The organism is Shewanella sp. MBTL60-112-B2, from assembly GCF_019655055.1.
In the GTDB taxonomy this organism is placed as follows: Bacteria; Pseudomonadota; Gammaproteobacteria; order Enterobacterales; family Shewanellaceae; genus Shewanella.
Genome location: NZ_BPFA01000012.1, coordinates 86,248 through 108,244, shown reverse-complemented (window position 1 = coordinate 108,244; position 21,997 = coordinate 86,248). Strand labels below are relative to the sequence as shown.

The 21,997-nt window shown below is 43.0% G+C and carries 17 protein-coding genes and 1 tRNA gene; 15 read left to right on the top strand and 3 right to left on the bottom strand.

The genetic code is table 11. The annotated features are described in order from the left end of the window. The first annotated feature begins 117 nt into the window (after window positions 1-117). The 5 genes from K5Q73_RS10000 to K5Q73_RS09980 all read left to right on the top strand — a co-directional run bounded on the left by K5Q73_RS10000 (window position 118) and on the right by K5Q73_RS09980 (window position 5,424). Complete coding sequence (locus K5Q73_RS10000) at window positions 118-1,296, top strand: thiamine pyrophosphate-dependent dehydrogenase E1 component subunit alpha (protein ID WP_220760657.1); 1,179 nt, start codon at window positions 118-120, stop codon at window positions 1,294-1,296. A 3-nt stretch (window positions 1,297-1,299) separates the two neighbouring features. Beyond that, window positions 1,300-2,277 carry an alpha-ketoacid dehydrogenase subunit beta gene (locus K5Q73_RS09995; RefSeq protein ID WP_220760655.1) on the top strand — a complete coding sequence of 326 codons (978 nt, stop codon included), beginning with the start codon at window positions 1,300-1,302 and terminating at the stop codon, window positions 2,275-2,277. Window positions 2,278-2,287: 10 nt separating this feature from the next. After that, a complete protein-coding gene (locus K5Q73_RS09990; RefSeq protein WP_220760653.1) occupies window positions 2,288-3,892 on the top strand; it encodes a dihydrolipoyllysine-residue acetyltransferase in 1,605 nt (534 codons plus the stop codon). A gap of 129 nt (window positions 3,893-4,021) precedes the next feature. After that, window positions 4,022-5,089, top strand: a complete 1,068-nt coding sequence (gene nadA / locus K5Q73_RS09985; RefSeq protein WP_220760651.1) for a quinolinate synthase NadA — start codon at window positions 4,022-4,024, stop codon at window positions 5,087-5,089. 245 nt (window positions 5,090-5,334) lie between these two features. Further along, window positions 5,335-5,424: transfer RNA gene (locus K5Q73_RS09980), tRNA-Ser, on the top strand. A 116-nt stretch (window positions 5,425-5,540) separates the two neighbouring features. Here K5Q73_RS09980 and K5Q73_RS09975 read toward each other — a convergent pair. After that, window positions 5,541-6,179 carry a sulfotransferase gene (locus K5Q73_RS09975; RefSeq protein ID WP_220760650.1) on the bottom strand — a complete coding sequence of 213 codons (639 nt, stop codon included), beginning with the start codon at window positions 6,177-6,179 and terminating at the stop codon, window positions 5,541-5,543. 146 nt (window positions 6,180-6,325) lie between these two features. Continuing rightward, a complete protein-coding gene (cls, locus tag K5Q73_RS09970; RefSeq protein WP_220760648.1) occupies window positions 6,326-7,783 on the bottom strand; it encodes a cardiolipin synthase in 1,458 nt (485 codons plus the stop codon). A gap of 160 nt (window positions 7,784-7,943) precedes the next feature. Here cls and K5Q73_RS09965 point away from each other — a divergent pair, with 160 nt between their 5' ends. From K5Q73_RS09965 to K5Q73_RS09950, 4 genes are all read left to right on the top strand, one after another. Then, complete coding sequence (locus K5Q73_RS09965; protein WP_220760645.1) at window positions 7,944-8,825, top strand: endonuclease/exonuclease/phosphatase family protein; 882 nt, start codon at window positions 7,944-7,946, stop codon at window positions 8,823-8,825. 114 nt (window positions 8,826-8,939) lie between these two features. Then, complete coding sequence (locus K5Q73_RS09960; RefSeq protein ID WP_220760644.1) at window positions 8,940-10,865, top strand: ATP-dependent DNA helicase RecQ; 1,926 nt, start codon at window positions 8,940-8,942, stop codon at window positions 10,863-10,865. 149 nt (window positions 10,866-11,014) lie between these two features. Then, window positions 11,015-12,787, top strand: coding sequence for a DUF885 domain-containing protein (locus tag K5Q73_RS09955; protein WP_220760642.1), 1,773 nt, complete (start codon window positions 11,015-11,017; stop codon window positions 12,785-12,787). Between the two features lie 174 nt (window positions 12,788-12,961). Continuing rightward, entirely contained in the window at window positions 12,962-13,645 is a 684-nt protein-coding gene (locus K5Q73_RS09950; RefSeq protein ID WP_220760640.1) for a response regulator transcription factor, read from the top strand. Between the two features lie 85 nt (window positions 13,646-13,730). Here the strand turns inward: K5Q73_RS09950 and ald are convergent, their stop codons facing one another. Beyond that, entirely contained in the window at window positions 13,731-14,846 is a 1,116-nt protein-coding gene (ald, locus tag K5Q73_RS09945) for an alanine dehydrogenase (RefSeq protein ID WP_220760638.1), read from the bottom strand. 180 nt (window positions 14,847-15,026) lie between these two features. Between ald and lrp the strand changes: the two genes are divergently transcribed. The 6 genes from lrp (at window position 15,027) to serS (ending at window position 21,987) form a co-directional block, all read left to right on the top strand. Further along, window positions 15,027-15,530 carry a leucine-responsive transcriptional regulator Lrp gene (gene lrp / locus K5Q73_RS09940; protein WP_012155470.1) on the top strand — a complete coding sequence of 168 codons (504 nt, stop codon included), beginning with the start codon at window positions 15,027-15,029 and terminating at the stop codon, window positions 15,528-15,530. A 190-nt stretch (window positions 15,531-15,720) separates the two neighbouring features. Then, entirely contained in the window at window positions 15,721-18,288 is a 2,568-nt protein-coding gene (locus K5Q73_RS09935; RefSeq protein WP_220760636.1) for a DNA translocase FtsK 4TM domain-containing protein, read from the top strand. Between the two features lie 59 nt (window positions 18,289-18,347). Further along, window positions 18,348-18,974, top strand: a complete 627-nt coding sequence (gene lolA / locus K5Q73_RS09930; RefSeq protein ID WP_220760634.1) for an outer membrane lipoprotein chaperone LolA — start codon at window positions 18,348-18,350, stop codon at window positions 18,972-18,974. Between the two features lie 9 nt (window positions 18,975-18,983). Then, window positions 18,984-20,315, top strand: coding sequence for a replication-associated recombination protein A (locus K5Q73_RS09925; RefSeq protein ID WP_220760632.1), 1,332 nt, complete (start codon window positions 18,984-18,986; stop codon window positions 20,313-20,315). Continuing rightward, window positions 20,308-20,682 (top strand): fluoride efflux transporter CrcB, encoded by a 375-nt coding sequence (gene crcB / locus K5Q73_RS09920; protein WP_220760630.1) that lies wholly within the window; start codon window positions 20,308-20,310, stop codon window positions 20,680-20,682. Before K5Q73_RS09925 ends, crcB begins: the two co-directional genes overlap by 8 nt. 18 nt (window positions 20,683-20,700) lie before the next feature. Beyond that, a complete protein-coding gene (gene serS / locus K5Q73_RS09915; RefSeq protein ID WP_220760628.1) occupies window positions 20,701-21,987 on the top strand; it encodes a serine--tRNA ligase in 1,287 nt (428 codons plus the stop codon). Window positions 21,988-21,997: the final 10 nt, after the last annotated feature.

The window sequence follows — 21,997 nt, the reverse complement described above, 5'->3', positions numbered from 1 at the left end:
TCAATGATGGGAAGTATTGAGAGTTAGTTTACGTTAACGTAATGTTCTTCCCGCGTATTAAAATAGCAAGGTGCTGTATTTCTCGTCTGACGGCACCCTCAATAACAAGAGCACATTATGAGCAACGCAACAACGAATGCTGAAACAGTCCATCGCGTGAGCTTTTTAGATAAAGATTCACTGGCGATCCCCATATTAAAAATTCTCCAAGCGGACGGCACCGCATATGAAGAGGCCGTATTACCGGTTATCGATGAAGCCTTAGCGGTTAAAATCCATGATACTTGCGTGTTTACTCGGGTACTAGACGAGCGCATGTTGGGTGCGCAGCGTCAAGGTCGCATTAGCTTTTATATGACCTGTACCGGAGAAGAGGCCTCGATAATAGGCAGCACCGCAGCACTCGATGATGGTGATGTGATCTTAGCTCAGTACCGTGAACATGCCGCGATTCGTTACCGCGGCTTTACCACTGAGCAGTTTATGAATCAGATGTTCAGTAATGAAAAAGATTTTGGCAAGGGCCGCCAAATGCCGATCCACTACGGTAGTGAAGCGCTTAATTATCAAACCATTTCATCTCCGCTTGCCACGCAGATCCCCCAAGCTACAGGTGTTGCATATAGCCTGAAAATGCAGGGTAAGCGTAATATTGCAATCTGTTATTTTGGTGAAGGTGCAGCCTCTGAAGGCGATTTTCACGCTGGTCTCAACATGGCGGCAGTGCTCAATTCTCCTGTTATCTTCTTCTGTCGTAATAATGGATATGCCATCTCAACACCCACCGATGAGCAGTTTAAAGGCAATGGTATTGCAAGCCGCGGTGTGGGCTATGGTATGCATACTATTCGTGTTGATGGTAATGACATGTTGGCAGTATTGGCGGCAACTCAACAGGCTCGTGCCTACGCGTTAGATAACAACGCCCCAGTGCTGATTGAAGCCATGACTTATCGATTAGGAGCTCATTCATCATCCGACGATCCATCTGGATACCGCTCAAAAGATGAAGAAGCTAAATGGCAACAGCACGATCCAGTGAAACGTTTCAAACTGTGGATGATCAATAAGGGCTGGATGAATGAACAGCGCGATGCTGATCTCTATGTTAAGTACCGTGAAGAGGTATTATCAGAGCTTAAAGTCGCTGAAAAAATTCCAACTCCTCATATCGATAACATTATTGAAGATGTGTATGACACACCAACCCCAATTCTGAAGAAGCAGCTAGCTGACTTAAAAAGCCATGTTAAGAAGTATCCAGAATCCTATCCAAAAAGTGCAGGGAGAGTATAAGCCGTGGCTCAGATGAATATGTTGCAAGCCATTAACCAAGCCCTAAGCTCGGAAATGGAAGCGGATAAAAAAATGATGGTGTTCGGCGAAGATGTCGGCCACTTTGGCGGTGTGTTTAGAGCAACCTCGGGCCTACAAGAAAAGTTTGGTCGTGAGCGTTGTTTCAATACTCCGTTAACCGAGCAGGGCATTGCAGGTTTTGCTAATGGCTTAGCTTCTAACGGTATGACGGCTGTAGCTGAAATTCAGTTTGCCGATTATATCTTCCCAGCTATTGACCAAATCGTTAATGAAAGCGCCAAGTTCCGTTACCGCAGTGGTAATGAGTTTAATGTTGGCGGCCTTACATTTAGAACACCTTATGGTGGCGGTATTGCAGGTGGTCATTATCACTCACAATCACCAGAAGCTTACTTTACTCAAACGCCGGGGATTAAGGTTGTCGTTCCGCGTAATCCAGAGCAGGCAAAAGGGCTATTAATCGCCTCAATTCGTGATAAAAACCCGGTAATATTTTTTGAGCCAAAGCGTCTATACCGCGCATCGGTAGGTGAAGTGCCTGAAGGCGATCATGTTATCGAATTAGGCAAAGCCGAAGTTATCAAGCAGGGTACAGACATCACCTTACTCGGCTGGGGTGCACAGATGGAAATTCTTGAAAACGCTGCTGAGATGGCTGCAAAGAAAGGGATCTCCTGTGAAATTATCGATTTAAGAACTCTATCTCCATGGGATGTTGACACAGTAGCCGCATCGGTTAAGAAAACTGGGCGTCTACTAATCAACCATGAAGCGCCACTCACCGGCGGCTTTGCCGGTGAGATCGCCGCGACTATTCAACAAGAGTGCTTCTTGTATCTTGAATCCCCAATAGCGCGAGTGTGTGGTCTAGATACGCCGTATCCTTTGATCCACGAAAAAGAATATATGCCAGATGCGTTAAAGACGTTTGAAGCGATTAAAGCTTCGGTTAAATTTTAGGAGCCAGCCCATGATTAAAGAATTTATCCTTCCGGATATCGGCGAAGGCGTCGTCGAATGTGAGCTGGTTGAATGGTTAGTAGAAGAGGGTGATAGTGTTGTTGAAGATCAACCTATCGCTGATGTTATGACTGATAAAGCCTTAGTGCAAATTCCAGCCCCCAATGCAGGCGTGATCACTAAGCTATTTTACGCTAAGGGCGAGATTGCCAAAGTGCACGCGCCTTTGTATTCAGTCGATGTCGTTGAAGAAGGCCAAACCGCGGTGAACGCTCAAATTAATACCGCGACTAGCCCTGAGCTTAACGTAGCAACTAGCGTAGCTGAAACCGAGCAAACGATTGCGCCAACTGTATCAGGGGTCTCTATCGAGGAATTCTTATTACCGGATATAGGTGAAGGAATTGTCGAGTGTGAACTTGTTGAGTGGTTAGTTGAAGAAGGCGATATGGTTGTTGAAGATCAGCCTATTGCAGATGTGATGACTGATAAAGCGCTAGTGCAAATTCCAGCGATTAAAAATGGCAAAATTGTAAAGCTGCATGTTCGAAAAGGGCAGCTAGCAAAAGTCCATGCGCCACTGTTTGCTATTGAAGTTGAGGCCGAGGTTGGGCAGTCGCAAGCCAGCTCACCTCAAATCGCAGAGCCTGATGCACCGACTCAAGCTTTAGAGCCGGTAACGCAAGGCAAAGCTTTAGCAAGCCCAGCTGTTCGTCGCTTAGCGCGCTCATTGGATCTCGATATCTCAACAGTACCCGGTTCAGGTAAGAATGGCCGCGTTTATAAAGAAGATGTTGAACGTCATCATGCTAATGCTGGCCAGACTAATGTCTCGGTAACGCAAAAGCCTGTTACCGCGACTTCTGCTTCAAAGCCAGTAGCGGATATTGAGCCTGTCAGTCACCGCCAAGCCGATAGAGTGGAGCCGATAAAAGGTGTTCGCGCAGTTATGGCGAAGATGATGACAGAGTCAGTATCAACGATCCCACACTTCACCTACTGTGAAGAGTTTGATTTAACTGAATTGGTCGCTCTTAGAGAAAGCATGAAGAAAAAGTATTCCACTGATGAGCTTAAGCTCACCATGATGCCTTTCTTTATGAAGTCGATGTCACTGGCGCTATCACAATTTCCTGATATGAATAGCCGTGTCAATGAAGATTGCACTGAGCAGACCTATCTGGCTAGTCATAATATAGGTATGGCTGTTGACTCTAAAGTCGGCTTGCTAGTGCCTAACGTTAAAGATGTACAAGATAAAACTATCCTGCAAATTGCAGCGGAGATCACTCGTCTTACAACGGCTGCGCGAAGTGGCCGAGTATCGCCAAACGATCTAAAAGGTGGAAGTATTTCCATTTCGAATATTGGCGCCTTAGGTGGGACTGTTGCAACGCCTATTATCAACAAACCTGAAGTGGCAATTGTTGCACTGGGTAAACTGCAGGTTTTACCTCGGTTTAATGACAAAGGTGAGGTTGAAGCACGCAAGATTATGCAGGTGAGCTGGTCTGGTGATCATCGTGTTATCGATGGTGGCACCATTGCCCGCTTCTGTAATTTGTGGAAGCTTTACCTGGAGCAGCCACAAGAGATGTTGCTAGCAATGCAGTAATCAATATAAGACTACTTAAAGGCGCTAGTAATAGCGCCTTTTTTAGCTATGCTATTTGGATTAGTAGTTTTAAATTTGTAAACAATTCCGTATAATTCCGCTAATCTGTTATTGCCCATTGGTTGTTCTATGAGCGCGTTAGCCCCAATCATCGAAAATATTGAATATCCATTTCCGCCAAAGCCGACTCCTTTATCTGATCAAGAAAAAGCAGAATCAAAAGCCAAAATTAAACAGCTTTTAAAAGATAAAGATGCTGTGCTTGTCGCGCATTACTACACCGATCCTGAAATTCAAGCTTTAGCCGAAGAAACCGGTGGTTGTGTTTCTGACTCGTTAGAGATGGCGCGTTTTGGTCGTGATCACCCAGCAAAGACGTTAATCGTCGCTGGTGTTAAGTTTATGGGCGAAACGTCAAAAATTTTAAGCCCTGATAAAACCATCTTAATGCCAACGCTAGAGGCAACCTGTTCTTTAGACATTGGGTGCCCGATTGAGACATTCAGTGAATTTTGCGATGCTCACCCGGATCACACTGTAGTTGTATATGCCAATACTTCCGCTGCAGTAAAAGCTAGAGCCGACTGGGTAGTGACATCGAGCATCGCTCTTGAAATTGTTGAGCACCTAGACAGTGAAGGTAAAAAGATTATTTGGGGCCCAGACCGTCATTTAGGCAGCTACATCGCTAAGCAAACTGGCGCTGAGATGTTGATGTGGCAAGGGGAATGTATTGTTCACGATGAGTTCCAAGCTAAAGCACTTCGTGAGTTGAAAAAAATTCACCCCAATGCCGCTGTGCTAGTGCACCCTGAATCTCCTGCCAGTGTGGTAGAGCTAGCTGATGCCGTGGGCTCGACTAGTCAATTGATTAAAGCGGCGCAAACCATGGAAAATGAGACTTTTATCGTGGCTACCGATAAAGGGATCTTCTATAAGATGCAGCAAGCTGCACCTAATAAGAATCTAATTGCAGCACCTACTGGCGGTAATGGCGCGACTTGTAAGAGTTGTGCACATTGCCCATGGATGGCTATGAATGGTTTAAAAGCTATCGAGAGTGCGCTAGAAAACGTGGACGCTAGCAACCATGAGATATTTGTTGATGATAGCTTACGCCTAGACGCGTTAAAGCCATTAGACAGAATGCTTAATTTTGCCCAGACACTGAATATGAAAGTAAAAGGTAATGCGTAAACACTAGTTACTGATTATTAATAAAAAGCTCATTTGTTTGAGCTTTTTTTATAGTTGTATTTGTTAATGTTTGTTCTTTATAAGAACTAAGTGGCTAGCAATTGCGCAAACGTTTGAGATTACGGTAATTTGGCTTGACGCAATTGTGCCTTTTCAGTAAAGTAGCGCTCCGTTGCCAGCCAAATTTTGGTTTAAAGATATTTGTTGGCGATAGTGGTAATTATCCACGTAAAACTAATTAGTTTGGTGAGCTGGCTGAGTGGCTGAAGGCGCACGCCTGGAAAGTGTGTTTAGGTTAATCCCTAACGAGAGTTCGAATCTCTCGCTCACCGCCAAATTTAGAAAAGCCCGTTATCGAAAGATAACGGGCTTTTTGCTATTTGTAATTCAGCCAATGTTATTGGATTTAGTCATTGAATCTAGACATGGAATATTTAGAGTTACTTGCTGATTAGCGCTTAGCAGCGTAATCGAAAAACTTTCTGTGCATAGGTCCCGCACTATTAGCATTCACCTTATTGGGGTGTTTATGTTCCTTCCAGCAAGCGACTTTTCTGCCAATGTTTAGATGCGGAAACTGAGGTTCCCCTTCATAAGTCACTCCTAAAAATCCAAGAAGCTCAGATAAACTGTCTTTATGACTGATATCAATACAGATCAAATCATCACGGCCTGCAAAGTATTCCAGTACTTGCTGTTTATGTTGTAAATAACATTCTTCAAGATGGGCGGCGTTATCGGGTTCAGCAGTACCTGTTAGTTTAAAAGTGTCAATAAAGCTACGCTTTAGAACAGGGTTAAATATACCCGCCTCAGGATCAAGTTGTGTTTTCATCTTGTTGATAAGCATCTGCATAGACGGTATCCAAAGAGATAAATCGCGCTCTAGATAAACAAACTTAGCACCTGGGAACAATTTATCTAATTGTTGATAATCGCTAAAGCAGGGGGCATCAGAAACAATATCAGCGAGGTGAAACGCTTCTTGTGTATAGGCAGTGTGAGCAACTTTAAAACCATAATCTAACATGGCTACGCTGATACTGGTGGTGCCAGTTCGTGGTAGACCAATAATAAAAACTTTATTCATAACATTCCAATTAGAGTAATACTTTAGCGCCCAATATAAGACTTAGCGGAGCGCATGCTTATAGTCTCAAGCTTATCCGCTAAACTTATTTTACTATGCAGTTGTTAACCTTGGCGGGTAAAGCAAACTGCTTGTACCAGAAAGTGTTAGAGTAACGGGCTGAATAAATAGAAAATTCGCTCGGCTCCTCGACTGGCAATCGAACGTTTTTGCCATTCTTGTAAGCAGATTTTATCGGCGTTTTTAAGATAATCTTGCTGTACTTGCTCAAGTTTTTGGGTAAAGCCAAGATTATCAACCGCAAGGGTAACTTCGAAGTTAAGCCATAGGCTGCGCATGTCCCAGTTAACCGTACCAATTAAACAATGGTTACTGTCAATAACAACGGATTTGGTGTGCAATAGACCACCTTTAAAGCGATGGATATTAACACCAGCCTCTAAAAGCTCGCTAAAAAATGCTCGACTTGCCCATTCAACCATTAATGAATCATTTTTATCTGGCACGATAATATCGACTTTAACGTTACGTTGCGCCGCAATAATTAGCGCCATATGTAGGTTGTCACTGGGTACAAAGTAGGGAGTGGTGATGACGATACTTTTGGAGGCCTGATAAATACTTTGCAGTAGCACTCGATGGATAACTTCTTCACGCATTCCTGGTCCTGAAGGGATCACCTGCACTAAATCTGTGATCTCCGAATCCTCATGGGGTAAACATTTAGGCTGTTCAGGTAAGAAACGCTCGTTAGTTTCGACTTCCCAGTCCCAGGCATGGATGCTATTAAGCACAGGAACTGAGGTACCTGTGATCCGCACCATCACATCTATCCATTCACCGACACCAGCGTCTTGATTAAAATACTTAGGGTCGACTAGATTCATTGAGCCGGTATAGCCAATTTGGTTATCGATGACCACTATTTTTCGATGAAGTCTCAGATCTAATCGTCTGAAGAACATACGGAAAGGAGACACTTCGAGGGCACTGATCACTTGAATGCCGCTTTTCTTCATTAATTTTGGCCAGTGACTCTTGAAGAAGTGCCTGCTGCCAGCGGCATCAAGTAATAAGCGTACTTTCACTCCACGAGTAGCACTCTTGATTAAGGCGTTAGCCACATCATCGGCGCGACCACCGGGGTGCCAAATATAAAACTCGAGCAGAATGGTCTCACTTGCCTTGTCGATATCTTCTATTAAGTTATCTAAGATCTCATAAGTCTCACTACACAGAGTCAGGTGGTTATCAGCGAGTGCTGGGATCCCGACTTGTTTCTCACATATAGCACTTATTGATTGCCCATACAGGCTGGCGACATGAGGTCGATATTGACGATACTCATAGAGTTTTTTAAACCATTCACCATAGGGTTTAAACATGAGTTCAGCGCGAACGGCTCTTTTTTTACCTAAATTTAATTCACCAAACAGCAGATAGGCAAACGCACCACCTAACGGCACGATATAAATAATCATTAACCATGCTAAAGAAACGCCAATAGAGCGCCGCTTTGCAACTACGCGAATACTAATGCCGGCAATAATAAGCCAGTAGAGAAAAACGCCAGCTATGGTTAGTAGCTGATAAAATTCATACATATTGTGTTTGATAGTCTTACCTTTAGTCGCAAAAAGCAGCGTTTCATCGATGATTTAAGCTAACTAACCTCTTAATTGAATGATTATGTGACTAACACTAATAAGCTATTATAATGAAAAGATTACTTTAAATCTAAGTACAGAGTTGAATTAGTCCATTATGGCAAAAATTATCCGAAAGCTTGTATTTCTAACGCTTATTGCGGCCTTAGCAGGTGTTGCTTATGTGTATGACGCATCGGTTATTCCCACCGAAGATGTACTCGTCACGAATTTGGGCGGTACTAGCCAAGATGTGCAATGTATTAGCCAACCGGCAAAAGGTAATCTAGATAGATACGGTAAACTCGATGTAACCACTTGGAATCTTTATAAGCAGAAAAATGACGGATGGAATGAAACGTTAAAGCAACTGGCTGAGCGTTCAGACTTACTTTTACTGCAAGAGGCTCAGTTAACACCAGAACTTAAAGCATTCATAGGATCTCAAGAGCTTTCTATGTTGCTTGCTAAAGCATTCAGTTTTGCAGATGAGCCTGTCGGAGTGATGAATCTAACCCGAGAGTCAGCAACCAGCAGTTGTGTATTTAGAAAGGCCGAGCCTTACATTAATTATCCAAAGTCTATGCTGATCTCTTATTACCCGCTATCTGATAATAGCCAGTTGTTGGTGGCTAACATTCATAGTATTAATTTTACTTTCGGTCTGGAGGAGTATCAGTCTCAATTGCGGATCGTACAAGAAGCAATAAAGGGTCATCAAGGGCCGGTTATTTTTGCTGGTGACATGAATACTTGGAGCGATGATCGCTTCGACACGGTTAAACAATTGGCTAAACTCGTGGGACTTATCGAAGCAATACCCAGTGTCGACTCAAGAACTCAGATTTTAGGTCATAACCTCGATCATATTTTTTATAGAGATTTGGAGTTAGTAAAGGCGGAGTCGATTATTACTTCAAGTTCAGATCACAACCCGGTTAAAGCGTATTTTCGATTGATCAAGAAGCGCCCTGTAGACATAGTTAATTCGGATAACTAGTTCACACTAAAAAATGGTTAACTCTAATGAATGGTTAAGCCCGTAATACGGGCCTCTATCTCTAGAATTCTATATTAGTACTTCTTTAGCACATCACATCAGACAGGATTTTATATGGATAACGCCCATGCGTTGCTTAGCCAATACTTTGGTTTCCAGCAGTTTCGTGAAGGACAAGAAGAAGTTGTCCAAAACATTTTAAATGGTCAAAGCGCGGCGGCTATTTTCCCGACAGGTTCAGGCAAATCCCTTTGCTATCAGTTACCCGCCTTAGCCTTACCTCACTTAACTCTCGTGGTATCACCGCTACTCGCCTTAATGGACGATCAGTTACAATTTTTAAATAAAAAGGGTATTGCTGCCGCATCTATTGACTCCACTCAAACTAATGAGCAAGCAAGTGCGGTGATTGAAGGCGTGTCCTCGGGTCGGATTAAGATTTTAATGATTTCAGTAGAGCGTCTCAATAATGAACGCTTTAGACGCTTTATTTCATCTGTGCCTATTTCGATGCTGGTTATCGATGAGGCTCACTGTATTTCTGAGTGGGGGCATAACTTCAGACCCGACTACCTTAAACTTCCCGCTTATCAGCGACAATTGCAGATCCCGCAAGTCCTTTTGTTAACGGCAACAGCGACTCCCAAGGTAATCGAGGATATGGGGAAAAAGTTTGGCATAGATGAGCAATGTGTCACCTTAACGGGTTTTTATCGACCGAATTTAAATCTTGAAGCAATAGGGATCCCATCTTCAGATAAGCTAGCTTATCTTGCTGATTGGCTGGCGGCGAGAAAAGATAACAGTGGCATTGTTTATGTGACCTTACAGCAGACCGCTGAGTTTATTGCAAATGCTTTGGTTAAAAAGGGCTTCTCTGCCCTTGCTTATCATGCAGGAATGGACAGTGATAAACGAAAATCAATTCAAAAGCAGTTTATGGCGGGTGAGGTGCCAATTATCGTCGCGACCATCGCTTTTGGGATGGGTATTGATAAGAGTGACATTCGCTATGTAGCCCATTATGATCTTCCTAAGTCCATTGAAAACTACGCTCAAGAGATAGGACGAGCGGGACGCGATGGCTTTAGTTCTGATTGTTTGGTACTCGCCAATAGAGATAACCTTAATGTTCTAGAAAACTTTGTTTATGGTGATACTCCAGAACTCAGTGCGATAGAGTATGTTATCGATGAAATAAAACGCGAAGCGCAAACCAGCTCGGTATGGGAGCTGATGCTTAATCCTTTGTCCAGTGCATCGAATATTCGAATCTTGAGTTTAAAGACGTTACTGGTTTACTTAGAGATGCTGCGGGTCATCAAGCCAAAGTACAGTTATTTTGCCGACTATCGCTTTAAGCTCTTGTGTCCGGTCGAGCAAATTTTAGAGAAATTCGATCCTAACAGACAAGTCTTCATTAATGCTGTGCTCGATAGTTCACAGAAAGCAAAGCTTTGGTATAGCGCCAACTTTGAGGCATTAGAACAAAAAATGCCTAATAGCCGGGATAGAGCGATAAAAGCCCTAGATTACTTGCATCAAAAACAGCTTATCGAATTGCAAAGTAAACAGCTAACTCAAGTTTATGAAATCTTTAGTGCCAATATTGATGACTCATTACCAACGAGACTGTTTGACCGTTTTAGTCTTAAAGAGCAGAGCGAAATTACTCGTATAAATCAGCTGGTGGACTTTTTCGATAGTGAGTCCTGCTTAAGTCTACAGTTAGCTCAATACTTTGCCGATCCTCGCTTAAGTGGACCGTGTGGCCACTGTAGCGTATGTAATGGGCATACGGCTAAATTACCCGTCGCCGCAGGGCTGAAACCTTTAAGTCAGTTTGACTTCAATGAGATCTGTCATGACGCAATCAAAAAGCTAGGTGTGCACGCAAGCCCGGTTTTAGTTACGCGATTTCTTTGTGGATTGACTACCCCCATCTTCACCAAGTTAAAGATGAGACAGCTTAATGGTTTTGCACAATTTGAGCATTATCGCTTCGCGGAAATTTTATCATGGACCCAAAGCCACTTATGATTTGAGTTCCAAGATAGTATTAAGCCCTCCTTGTGTAACAAAGCTTGTCGAAATAAGCTTAGTTACTGAAAAAATTAACAGAACATGATTTACTGAGAGGGCATTAAAAGTGGCAAAGACCACGAACTAACAAATTAAGGGACCACAATATGAAAAGAGCAGCGCTGCCATTGGCGATAGCGCTTTCTCTGGTAGGCCTTACAGCCTGTCAAAGTCAGCAAACAACTGAACCCGTAGCGGTCGAAATTACAGATCAGAATTTAGCTTTCTCTCAATTCAGTACTCAATTTATCGATGCTTTGTGGATTGAATCGCCAACATGGGCTCTATACAGTGGTTTTCATAAGTACGATGGCGTTTTAAAGGTGCCTAACGCTGAAACTAGGCAGGCGAGCCTCGCTTTTGTACAGAATCAGCAACAACAATTAGCCAAGTTCAATCCTAAACTGATGACCCCTGCTATGCTGACAGATTATCGATTAATCGAGAATCTGCTAGCAGAGATGAAATGGAACATAGAGACCTTTAAGTCCTGGCAATGGGATCCATCGGCTTACAATGTTTCAGGTGGTTTTGCCCAGATAATTAATGAAGACTTTGCTCCTTTAGACGAACGCCTTCGTTCAGTTATGTTGAGAATGGAGAATGTGCCTGCATATTATGCTGCAGCTCGTGAGAACATTCAGGATCCGACTCTTGAGCATACACAACTTGCCATAATGCAAAACGAAGGCGCGTTCTCGGTTTTCTCTAACGACTTACTCGACCAAGCGATAAAATCGGGATTAACCAATCAAGAAAAGGCGCTATTTGTTAACCGTTATAATAAGGCGACCATAGCAATCAATGAGCATCTCGACTGGCTAAGAGCATTAGAGTCATCACTTGATAAGCAAGGAGCGCGAGGTTTTCGTATTGGAGCAGAGCTCTATGAGCAAAAATTTGCCTACGATATTCAAGCAGGGATGTCGGGCAAAGCCCTATATGAGAAAGCGGTAAATGACAAAAACCGTGTCCAAGCCGAGATGGCAAAGATAACCTCAAAAATTTGGGATAAGTATTTTGATACGCCAAAACCTAAAGATGACAAGCTAGCGATAAAAGCGCTTATAGACAAACTATCGGCTAAGCATGTTAAGCGGGAAGATTTTGTCGATGAAGTGCGTGCACAGATCCCAGAGCTTGTCGCTTTCGTCAATGAGAAAAAACTCGTAACACTGGATCCAAATAAGCCCTTAGTAGTGCGCGAGACGCCGGCTTATATGCGTGGCTATGCTGGTGCATCAATCAGTGCGCCTGGTCCATACGAAAAGTCAGGTAACACTTATTATAACGTGACTCCACTCGATGGCATGAGCAGTGATTCTGCAGAGAGTTACTTGCGTGAATACAATCACTGGATTTTACAGGTGCTCAATATCCACGAAGCTATCCCAGGTCATTATACTCAGCTAGTTTATTCAAATGAGTCTCCAAGCCTTATCAAGAGTTTATTTGGAAATGGCGCTATGGTTGAAGGCTGGGCGGTTTACACCGAGCGTATGATGCTTGAAGAAGGTTACGGTGATTTCGAACCGGAAATGTGGCTCATGTACTACAAGTGGAATTTACGAGTTATCTGTAACACAATTCTTGATTACAGCATTCAAGTTAATGGTATGACAGAGGAGCAGGCCTTAGATCTGATGATGAATGAAGCCTTCCAACAGCGAGCCGAAGCCGAAGGTAAATGGCGTAGAGCAACACTGAGTCAGGTTCAATTAACCAGCTATTATTCTGGTTATCGTGAAATCTACGATTTTAGAGAAGAGTATAAGGCGCTCAAGGGGGATGATTTTGACTTGAAGGCCTTCCATGAAGAGTTTTTGAGTTACGGCAGCGCGCCAGTTAAGTACATTCGCGAGCTAATGCTAAGTAAGTAATCGAGGTTTTTTTAATAAAGGTCAGTTTGCAATTGCAGCTGGCCTTTTTTGTACTTCTGTTTCTTACTCAAATGCTAGTAAATTACAGGTAAACCGATTTTTACAAGTGACTAGATTAATTGTTTTATTTAATGTAATCTTAATGCGAATTATTCGTATTTGAGTTGTTAGGTAATGAAACACATTTTGCTGGTGGATAACGGTTCCACTATTATAGGGAAATTGGCCCAGCTTCTTGCAGGGCAAGACTTCACTGTAACCCTCGCAAACAACTTTGATGAACAACGCCTTAAAGAAGCGTCTATCTATGCAGATCTCGCTCTATTAATGCTTAATATGGCAGATATAACTGATATCGAGCGTGCTTTATTGAAGCAAACAAGCACGCCTGTGATTATATTATCGGATTCAAATTCTGAAGAAGATAGGATCCAAGCCTATGAGTATGGTGTCGATGACTATTTAATCCAACCTTGTAGTGAACGTGAACTATTAGTGCGCATCAATGCCATGGGTCGTAGAATGGCAAGCAACAAAACTTGTCCTCGGCAAGAACATGTTAAAAACGAAGAGATAGGCTTCGACGATAGGTTATACACCATATCAATTTCACAGAAATCGGTGGTTTTTACCCAGACTGAATTTAAGTTGTTTAAATATTTGTTCGAGAGAAAAGGGCAAGTAGTGACAAAGCAGGAGTTGCAACTTCGTATATTGGAGAAAGATCTCGGAAAGTTCGATCGTAACCTTGATATGCATATCAGTAATACACGGCGTAAGCTGTTTGAAAAGCAATTACCTAAATCTCTGATTAATACAGTCAGAGGGAAGGGCTATAGTTTTGCCTCAATAAGTTAGCTTGATTGCATTAGAACAAAAAGGGAGCCATAGGCTCCCTTTTATATATGTCGTTTTACTTAAGCACTATTTACTTAAGCAATCCTTACTTGAGTAAGATAGTTGGATCAACAAACTCAAGGTTTAATGCTTCTGCAACTTCAGGGCAAGTGATCTTGCCGTGCATGACGTTAAGGCCATTAAGCAAGTGCTTGTCTTGTAAAAGCGCTTCTCTATAACCTAACTGAGCAAGTTTAATGATATATGGCAAAGTCGCATTGTTTAAAGCAAACGTTGAAGTGCGGGCTACAGCACCAGGCATGTTTGCTACGCAGTAATGCACAACATCATCTACGATGTAAGTTGGATCTTGGTGCGTCGTTGCGTGTGATGTTTCAATACAACCACCTTGGTCAATTGCAACGTCGACAATTGCAGAACCAGGCTTCATACGCTTGATGTGCTCTTTAGTCACAAGCTTAGGTGCTGCGGCACCAGGCACAAGTACACCACCGATAACAAGATCAGCTTCTAGTACGTGTTTTTCAATAGCGTCAGCAGTCGAGTAAATAGCTTTAACTTTATTATCAAATTGAGCATTGAGACGACGAAGTGCATCGATGCTTCTGTCTAAGATAACAACGTCAGCGCCAAGACCTACTGCCATCTGCGCAGCGTTAGTACCAACCATGCCGCCACCAATGATAACAACTTTAGCAGGCTCAACACCTGGTACGCCACCAAGTAACATGCCGCGTCCACCCATAGACTTCTCTAATGCCATAGCGCCAGCTTGAATTGACATGCGACCAGCAACTTCAGACATAGGTGCTAGTAGAGGCAGTGTTCCGCGATCATCTGTAACAGTTTCGTATGCTATACATACTGAGCCACTTTTAACGAGATCTTCTGTTTGCGGAAGATCAGGCGCTAGATGAAGGTAGGTAAATAGTAATTGGTCTTCACGCAACATTGCACGTTCAACTGCTTGAGGTTCTTTTACCTTTACAATCATTTCTGATTTAGCAAAGACTTCTGCAGCAGTATCCAGTATTTTTGCACCAACTTCGATGTAATCTTGATCAGCAAAACCAATGCCTGAACCAGCATTTGTTTCAATAAAAACCTCATGACCACGTGACGTCAATTCACGAACACTAGAAGGAACCATGCCAACACGATATTCGTGATTTTTGATTTCTTTTGGAACACCTATAATCATCTTCGAGCCTCAAATTCGCATAAAAACCCATTCTCTATGGGTGTAATTGTTATTTTATATTGCCTGAACGTGAATGTTTCAGGGAAATCTAGTATAGTATTCATTACGCAGTTTATGCTGCTGAAGATTTTTTAAAAGTAGATGATAATATTGTATTATCCGACAACCAGGGTTATATATATGGTTAATAATAAAAAGAGTCCTATAAAAGACTTAGATCGTATCGATAGAAATATACTTAATGAATTACAGATTGATGGTCGAATTTCAAATGTCGAGTTATCTAAGCGTGTAGGCTTGAGCCCAACACCTTGCCTTGAAAGAGTTAAAAGACTTGAAAAGCAAGGTTATATAAAGGGTTACACAGCATTGGTAAACCCTCATTACTTGGGCGCTTCATTGTTAGTCTTTGTAGAAATCACTTTAAACCGTGACACTGCAGAGGTGTTTGATAAGTTCAATAAAGCCGTTCAACTGCTTGATGACATCCAAGAGTGTCATTTAGTCTCTGGTGATTTTGACTATTTATTAAAGACGCGAGTTTCAGATATGTCTGCATATCGTCGTTTACTAGGTGAAACGCTTCTTAAATTGCCTGCAGTTTCAGATACTCGTACTTATGTCGTGATGGAAGAAGTTAAGCAAACAAATCGTGTTGCAATCAATACAGTTTCAGATGCTTAATTAACATACTATCGATAAAAAGGAGCCTAAACGGCTCCTTTTTTTATACAAAATCCCAAAAGATACAAATTGATGCAAAGTGTTCGGTTGAATAAATATTCACTTGTCTTCAGAAGTCGCAAACGCTGCATAAAGTCTTATTTTCTGGTATCTTGTCCTTAATTAACGTTTTTTTAGTGTAGGTTTTCCATTGTCTAAGGGAAATAGTGTTAAAACGCTCTCTGGCGTCCAAAGATTACTAGAAGGTAGTCTTATTTTTTGTTGCATGATGGCGACATACGTCCTTATCGCCTTAAGCAGTTTCCATTCTTCTGATCCTGGATGGAGTCAATCTAATTTTGATGGCGAAATTAATAATCTGACCGGAGCCGTAGGCGCTTGGTTAGCCGATGTCTTATTTTATTTTTTTGGTTATTGCGCCTACATCATTCCAATCATTATCGCTTTAACGGGATGGTTGCTATTTAAGCGTACTCATAAGTTGCTAGAAATCGACTACTTTTCTGTAGGTCTGCGTTTAATCGGATTCTTACTTATCGTGTTCAGCCTTGCCGCGCTAGCGAGCATGAACGCCAATGGGATCTATGGTTTCTCTGCTGGTGGCGTAGCAGGCGATGTTATTGGTCAAGCAATGCTGCCTTACTTTAATAGCCTAGGCACAACATTACTATTACTATGCTTTGTTGGCGCGGGCTTTACCTTGCTCACGGGCATTAGCTGGTTAACCGTTGTTGACTTAACGGGCTACGCCACAATATGGTTTTTTAGAACCATTAAAGAGCTACCAAACAAATTCAAGCCTGAAATGGGTGATACCGAAGACACTAGAGGTTTTTTATCTGTGGTCGAGCGTTTTAAAGAACGCCGCAATACCAACATAGATGAAGAGTCCTTCGAAGAGACTCCCACGGCCAACACGGTCACAGTTAACAAAGACAAAGAAAAAGACAAGCCTAAGATTGATAGCGTTCAACCTAGGATAGAGCCGCAAATCATAGAGCCTTCTGTAGATTTTTCTAATATTGCTGAACCTATTGTTAATGCATCACTGTCTGCAGAACCACAAATTGCTGCACCTTGGGTCAGCGATGTAGCAAACAATGAGACCTCAGCTAATGTTGAGTCAATCGACTTTGATAACACAGCATCTATAGGCTCAATCGACACGGTTAAGCCAAATGAAGAACAAAAGGCTAAGGTAGTCGATGGCATTGTAGTGCTTCCAGGGCAAGAGCCAGAGCAAGAACGTCCACCTATGGCGCCTCTACCTTGTATCTCTCTACTCGATATACCCGATCGTAAGAAGAATCCGATAACCGAAGAAGAGCTTGAGCAAATAGGTAAGCTAGTTGAAGTAAAGCTAGCTGACTTTAATATTACCGCTAATGTGGTTGGTGTTTATCCTGGCCCTGTTGTTACGCGTTTTGAACTTGAATTGGCGCCAGGGATTAAAGCTTCTAAGATCACAAACTTATCTAAAGACCTAGCCCGTTCATTACTTGCTGAAAACGTGCGTGTCGTTGAAGTTATTCCGGGTAAAGCTTATGTGGGCCTTGAGCTACCAAATAAGTTCCGTGAAACAGTATTTATGCGCGACGTACTCGACTGCGACGCTTTTAGAGAAGACCCATCGCACTTAAGCATGGTATTAGGCGCCGATATTGGTGGTAAACCTGTAGTGGTTGATTTAGGCAAGATGCCACATCTATTGGTAGCAGGTACCACGGGCTCGGGTAAATCCGTGGGTGTAAACGTAATGATCACCAGCTTACTTTATAAGTCAGGCCCAGATGACGTGCGTTTTATCATGATCGACCCTAAGATGCTTGAATTATCGGTTTATGAAGGTATTCCACATCTATTGTGTGAAGTAGTAACCGACATGAAAGAAGCCTCTAACGCATTGCGTTGGTGTGTGGGCGAGATGGAGCGTCGTTATAAACTGATGTCGGCCCTTGGTGTGCGTAACTTAAAAGGTTACAACGCCAAGATTAAAGATGCTAAAGAGGCAGGCCAGCCTATTGTTGACCCGCTTTGGAAAGCATCAGACAGTATGGATCCTGAAGCACCTGAATTAGATAAACTGCCTTCAATTGTGGTTGTCGTCGATGAATTTGCTGACATGATGATGATTGTTGGTAAGAAAGTAGAAGAGCTGATTGCACGTATTGCGCAAAAAGCTCGTGCCGCAGGTATTCACTTGATCTTGGCTACTCAAAGACCTTCGGTTGATGTGATTACAGGTTTGATTAAGGCGAACATTCCAACAAGAATGGCGTTCCAAGTGTCTTCGCGTATCGATTCTCGCACCATTCTTGATCAACAAGGTGCTGAGACGCTTCTTGGTATGGGTGACATGTTATATCTGCCACCGGGTACTAGCGTACCGAACCGCGTTCATGGTGCATTTATTGATGATCACGAAGTCCATAAAGTGGTCGCCGATTGGTGTGCTCGCGGTAAGCCACAATATATCGAGGAAATTTTGCAAGGTTCTGCAGAGGGTGAGCAAGTCTTGTTACCTGGCGAAACCAGCGAGGCAGAAGAAGATGTCGATGCGCTTTACGATGAAGCTGTAGCCTTTGTTACTCAAACACGTAGAGGCTCGATTTCAAGCGTGCAACGTAAGTTTAAAATTGGTTATAACCGCGCAGCCCGTATTATCGAGCAGATGGAAATGCAGGGCGTGGTTAGTAGCCAAGGACATAACGGTAACCGTGAGGTGCTAGCACCACCACCGCCAAAAGATTACGTATAGTACAGCTTACCAATTAGATTTAGCGTTAAGCCTAATTTTGGCTTTTCTCGGAGAGTAAAATGAAAAAGATTTTTACGATTGCAGCCTTGAGTCTGCCATTGCTTTATCAGCTACCGGCTATGGCTGGAGGGCAGGATGATTTAAAAATAAAGCTAGAGGAAATCAACACCTTAAAAGCTAACTTTAATCAGACGGTGACCGATATCAACCACAAAGTCATCCAAACCGGGCAAGGGGTATTTGCACTTTCACACCCGAACCAGTTTTACTGGCACCTGACCGCACCAGATGAATCCTTAATCGTTGCTGATGGCACGGATGTTTGGATCTATAATCCATTTGCAGAGGAAGTTTCTGTTATGGATATTAATCAGGCGATCAATGCTTCACCTATCGCGTTATTAGTGCATTCAGACGAAGCTACATGGTCGCAGTATAATGTGGTTAACCAAGGCGACTGTTTTGATATTAGCCCTAGAGATAAAGATAGCGGCGTATCAGAAGTGCAGGTGTGCTTTGACCAACAGCAATTGACCAAAATGGTGTTAAAGGATCAGCAGGGGAATACCAGTGATTTCACTCTGACTAATCAAACGCCTATTGCAGAAAATGATAAAGATCTGTTTAAGTTTATCGTACCAGATGATGTTGATATCGATGATCAGCGTTTGAAGTCGCCAAATTAAGAGAAGTTAGTGTCCAGTTTCAGTTTTGATTTCGCTCCAGATTTTAGGCCCTTAGCCGCTAGGATGAGGCCAGAAACATTAGAGCAATATATAGGTCAGACTCATCTATTAGGTGAGGGTAAACCCCTGCGCCAAGCGCTAGAGGCAGGTAGAGCTCACTCGATGATGTTCTGGGGGCCGCCAGGTACAGGCAAAACCACCTTAGCCGAGTTAGTGGCACATTATGCCAATGCCCATGTTGAACGTATCTCTGCAGTTACCTCAGGTGTTAAAGAGATCCGTAGCGCAATTGAACATGCCAAAAATGTGGCTCAGTCTCGCGGTCAACGGACCTTACTCTTTGTCGATGAGGTACATCGTTTTAACAAGAGTCAACAAGATGCATTTTTGCCTTTTATTGAAGATGGTACGGTAATCTTTATTGGCGCAACTACAGAAAATCCGTCATTTGAGATAAACAACGCATTATTATCCAGAGCTAGGGTTTATGTTATTAAACAGCTTGAAGCGCAAGAAATCGGGCAAATAGTCCAACAAGCGCTTGAAGACGAAGAACGTGGCCTAGGGAAACGTAAGTTACTGCTGCCACCCGATGTAGCCTTAAAGCTTGCGCAAACTTGTGACGGTGATGCACGTAAGGCGTTAAACCTTATCGAGCTGATAAGCGATATGCTTAAAGACGGCGACTCCTTCACCGAAGAGATGATAGTGCAGGTTGCTGGGCAGCAACTTGCTGGTTTCGACAAGAACGGCGATCAATATTACGACTTGATTTCAGCCGTTCATAAGTCAATCCGTGGTTCGGCGCCTGATGCTGCACTATATTGGTATTGCCGAATGCTTGAGGGAGGCTGCGATCCGCTTTATATCGGCCGACGTCTACTCGCCATTGCCTCTGAGGATATAGGTAATGCCGATCCCATGGCGATGACCGTCGCCGTTAATGCATGGGAGTGTTTTCATCGTGTTGGCCCCTCAGAAGGTGAGCGTGCCATCGCACAAGCTGTGTTGTATCTTGCGAGTGCACCTAAGAGTAATGCGGTGTATACCGCTTTTGCCAAGGCAAGGCAGCTTGCTCGGGAAACGGGGCACGAGCCAGTACCAAAGCACCTTTGTAATGCGCCGACTCAATTGATGCAAGAGATAGGTAAAGGTGAAGGTTATCGTTATGCCCATGACGAACCAAATGCTTATGCTAGTGGTGAGCAATATTTGCCACCATCTTTAACGGACCAGCAATTTTACTATCCAACAGAGCGTGGGTTTGAAAAGCGAATAAAGGACAAACTGGCTCAGCTAAAGTTGCTTGATCAACACAGTGAGGTGAAAAGATATGAATAATGTACTTTTTGTGGCCTTAGGCGGCTCAATTGGTGCGGTTTTGCGCTATCTTATCTCATTATTGATGCTTCAGGTATTTGGTAGTGGATTTCCTTTTGGTACACTTGTCGTTAATATTTTAGGTTCGTTTTTAATGGGTGTTATTTTTGCACTCGGACAAGTAAGCGAACTTAGCCCGGAGCTTAAGGCGTTTATTGGGGTTGGCATGTTAGGGGCCCTAACCACGTTTTCTACTTTTTCCAATGAGACTTTGCTGCTAATGCAACAGGGATATTTGGTTAAAGCTGTATTCAATGTTGTTGTTAATGTCGGCGTGTGTATTTTCGTCGTTTATCTGGGACAGCAATTGGTTTTTTCTCGTTTTTAACTATTAAGATAATAAAATATGTTAGATCCAAAATTTTTACGCAGTGAATTAGAAGTAACAGCCGAGCGCCTTGCGACTCGTGGATTTATTTTAGACGTTGAACGTCTAAGCAAGCTTGAAGAAACCCGCAAGTCTTTGCAGGTTGCTACTGAAGAGCTACAAGCGTCGCGTAACGCTATCTCAAAGTCGATTGGCCAAGCTAAAGCTAAAGGCGAAGATGTTGCACCAATAATGGCTCAAGTTGGTTCACTAGGTGAAGAGCTTGATGCTAAGAAGACTGAATTAGCAGCTCTACTTGAAGAACTTAACGCTATCGCAATGAGCGTACCAAACTTACCTGATGAGTCTGCACCAATTGGCGCTGATGAGTCTGAAAACGTTGAAGTACGTCGTTGGGGCACACCAAAAGAATTTGATTTCGCAGCTAAAGATCATGTTGAACTTGGCGAAAACGTTGGTGGCTTAGACTTTAAAAATGCGGTGAAGATTACCGGTTCACGCTTTATCGTGATGAAGGGACAAATTGCTCGCATGCACCGTGCACTTGCACAGTTTATGCTAGATCTTCACACCACTGAACACGGTTACACTGAAGCCTACGTGCCATTACTTGTAAACGAAGATAGTTTACTGGGTACTGGTCAGCTTCCTAAGTTTGGCGAAGACTTGTTCCATACTAAGCCTGCAACTGAAGAAGGCCAAGGTCTAAGTCTAATTCCAACGGCTGAAGTGCCACTGACTAACTTAGTACGTGACACTATCGTTGAAGAAGACGAATTACCAATCAAACTGACTGCACACACACCGTGTTTCCGCAGTGAAGCTGGTTCTTATGGTCGTGATACTCGTGGTTTGATCCGTCAGCATCAGTTTGACAAAGTTGAAATGGTTCAGCTTGTTAAGCCTGAAGATTCAATGCAAGCTTTAGAAGAGCTAACGGGCCATGCAGAAGTTGTATTGCAGAAACTAGGTCTGCCATACCGTACAGTTGTGTTATGTACCGGTGATATGGGCTTTGGTTCTGCTAAGACTTACGATATTGAAGTCTGGTTACCTGCGCAAGATACGTACCGTGAGATTTCATCTTGCAGTAACATGCAAGATTTCCAAGCGCGTCGTATGCAAGCTCGCTATAAAGGTAAAGCAGATAAGAAACCAAGTTTATTACACACACTAAATGGTTCAGGCTTAGCGGTAGGCCGTACATTAGTGGCAGTACTTGAGAACTACCAGAACGCAGATGGTTCTATCACAGTGCCTGAAGTGTTACGCGGTTATATGGGCGGTCTAGAAAAAATCGGTTAATAGCTGTTTT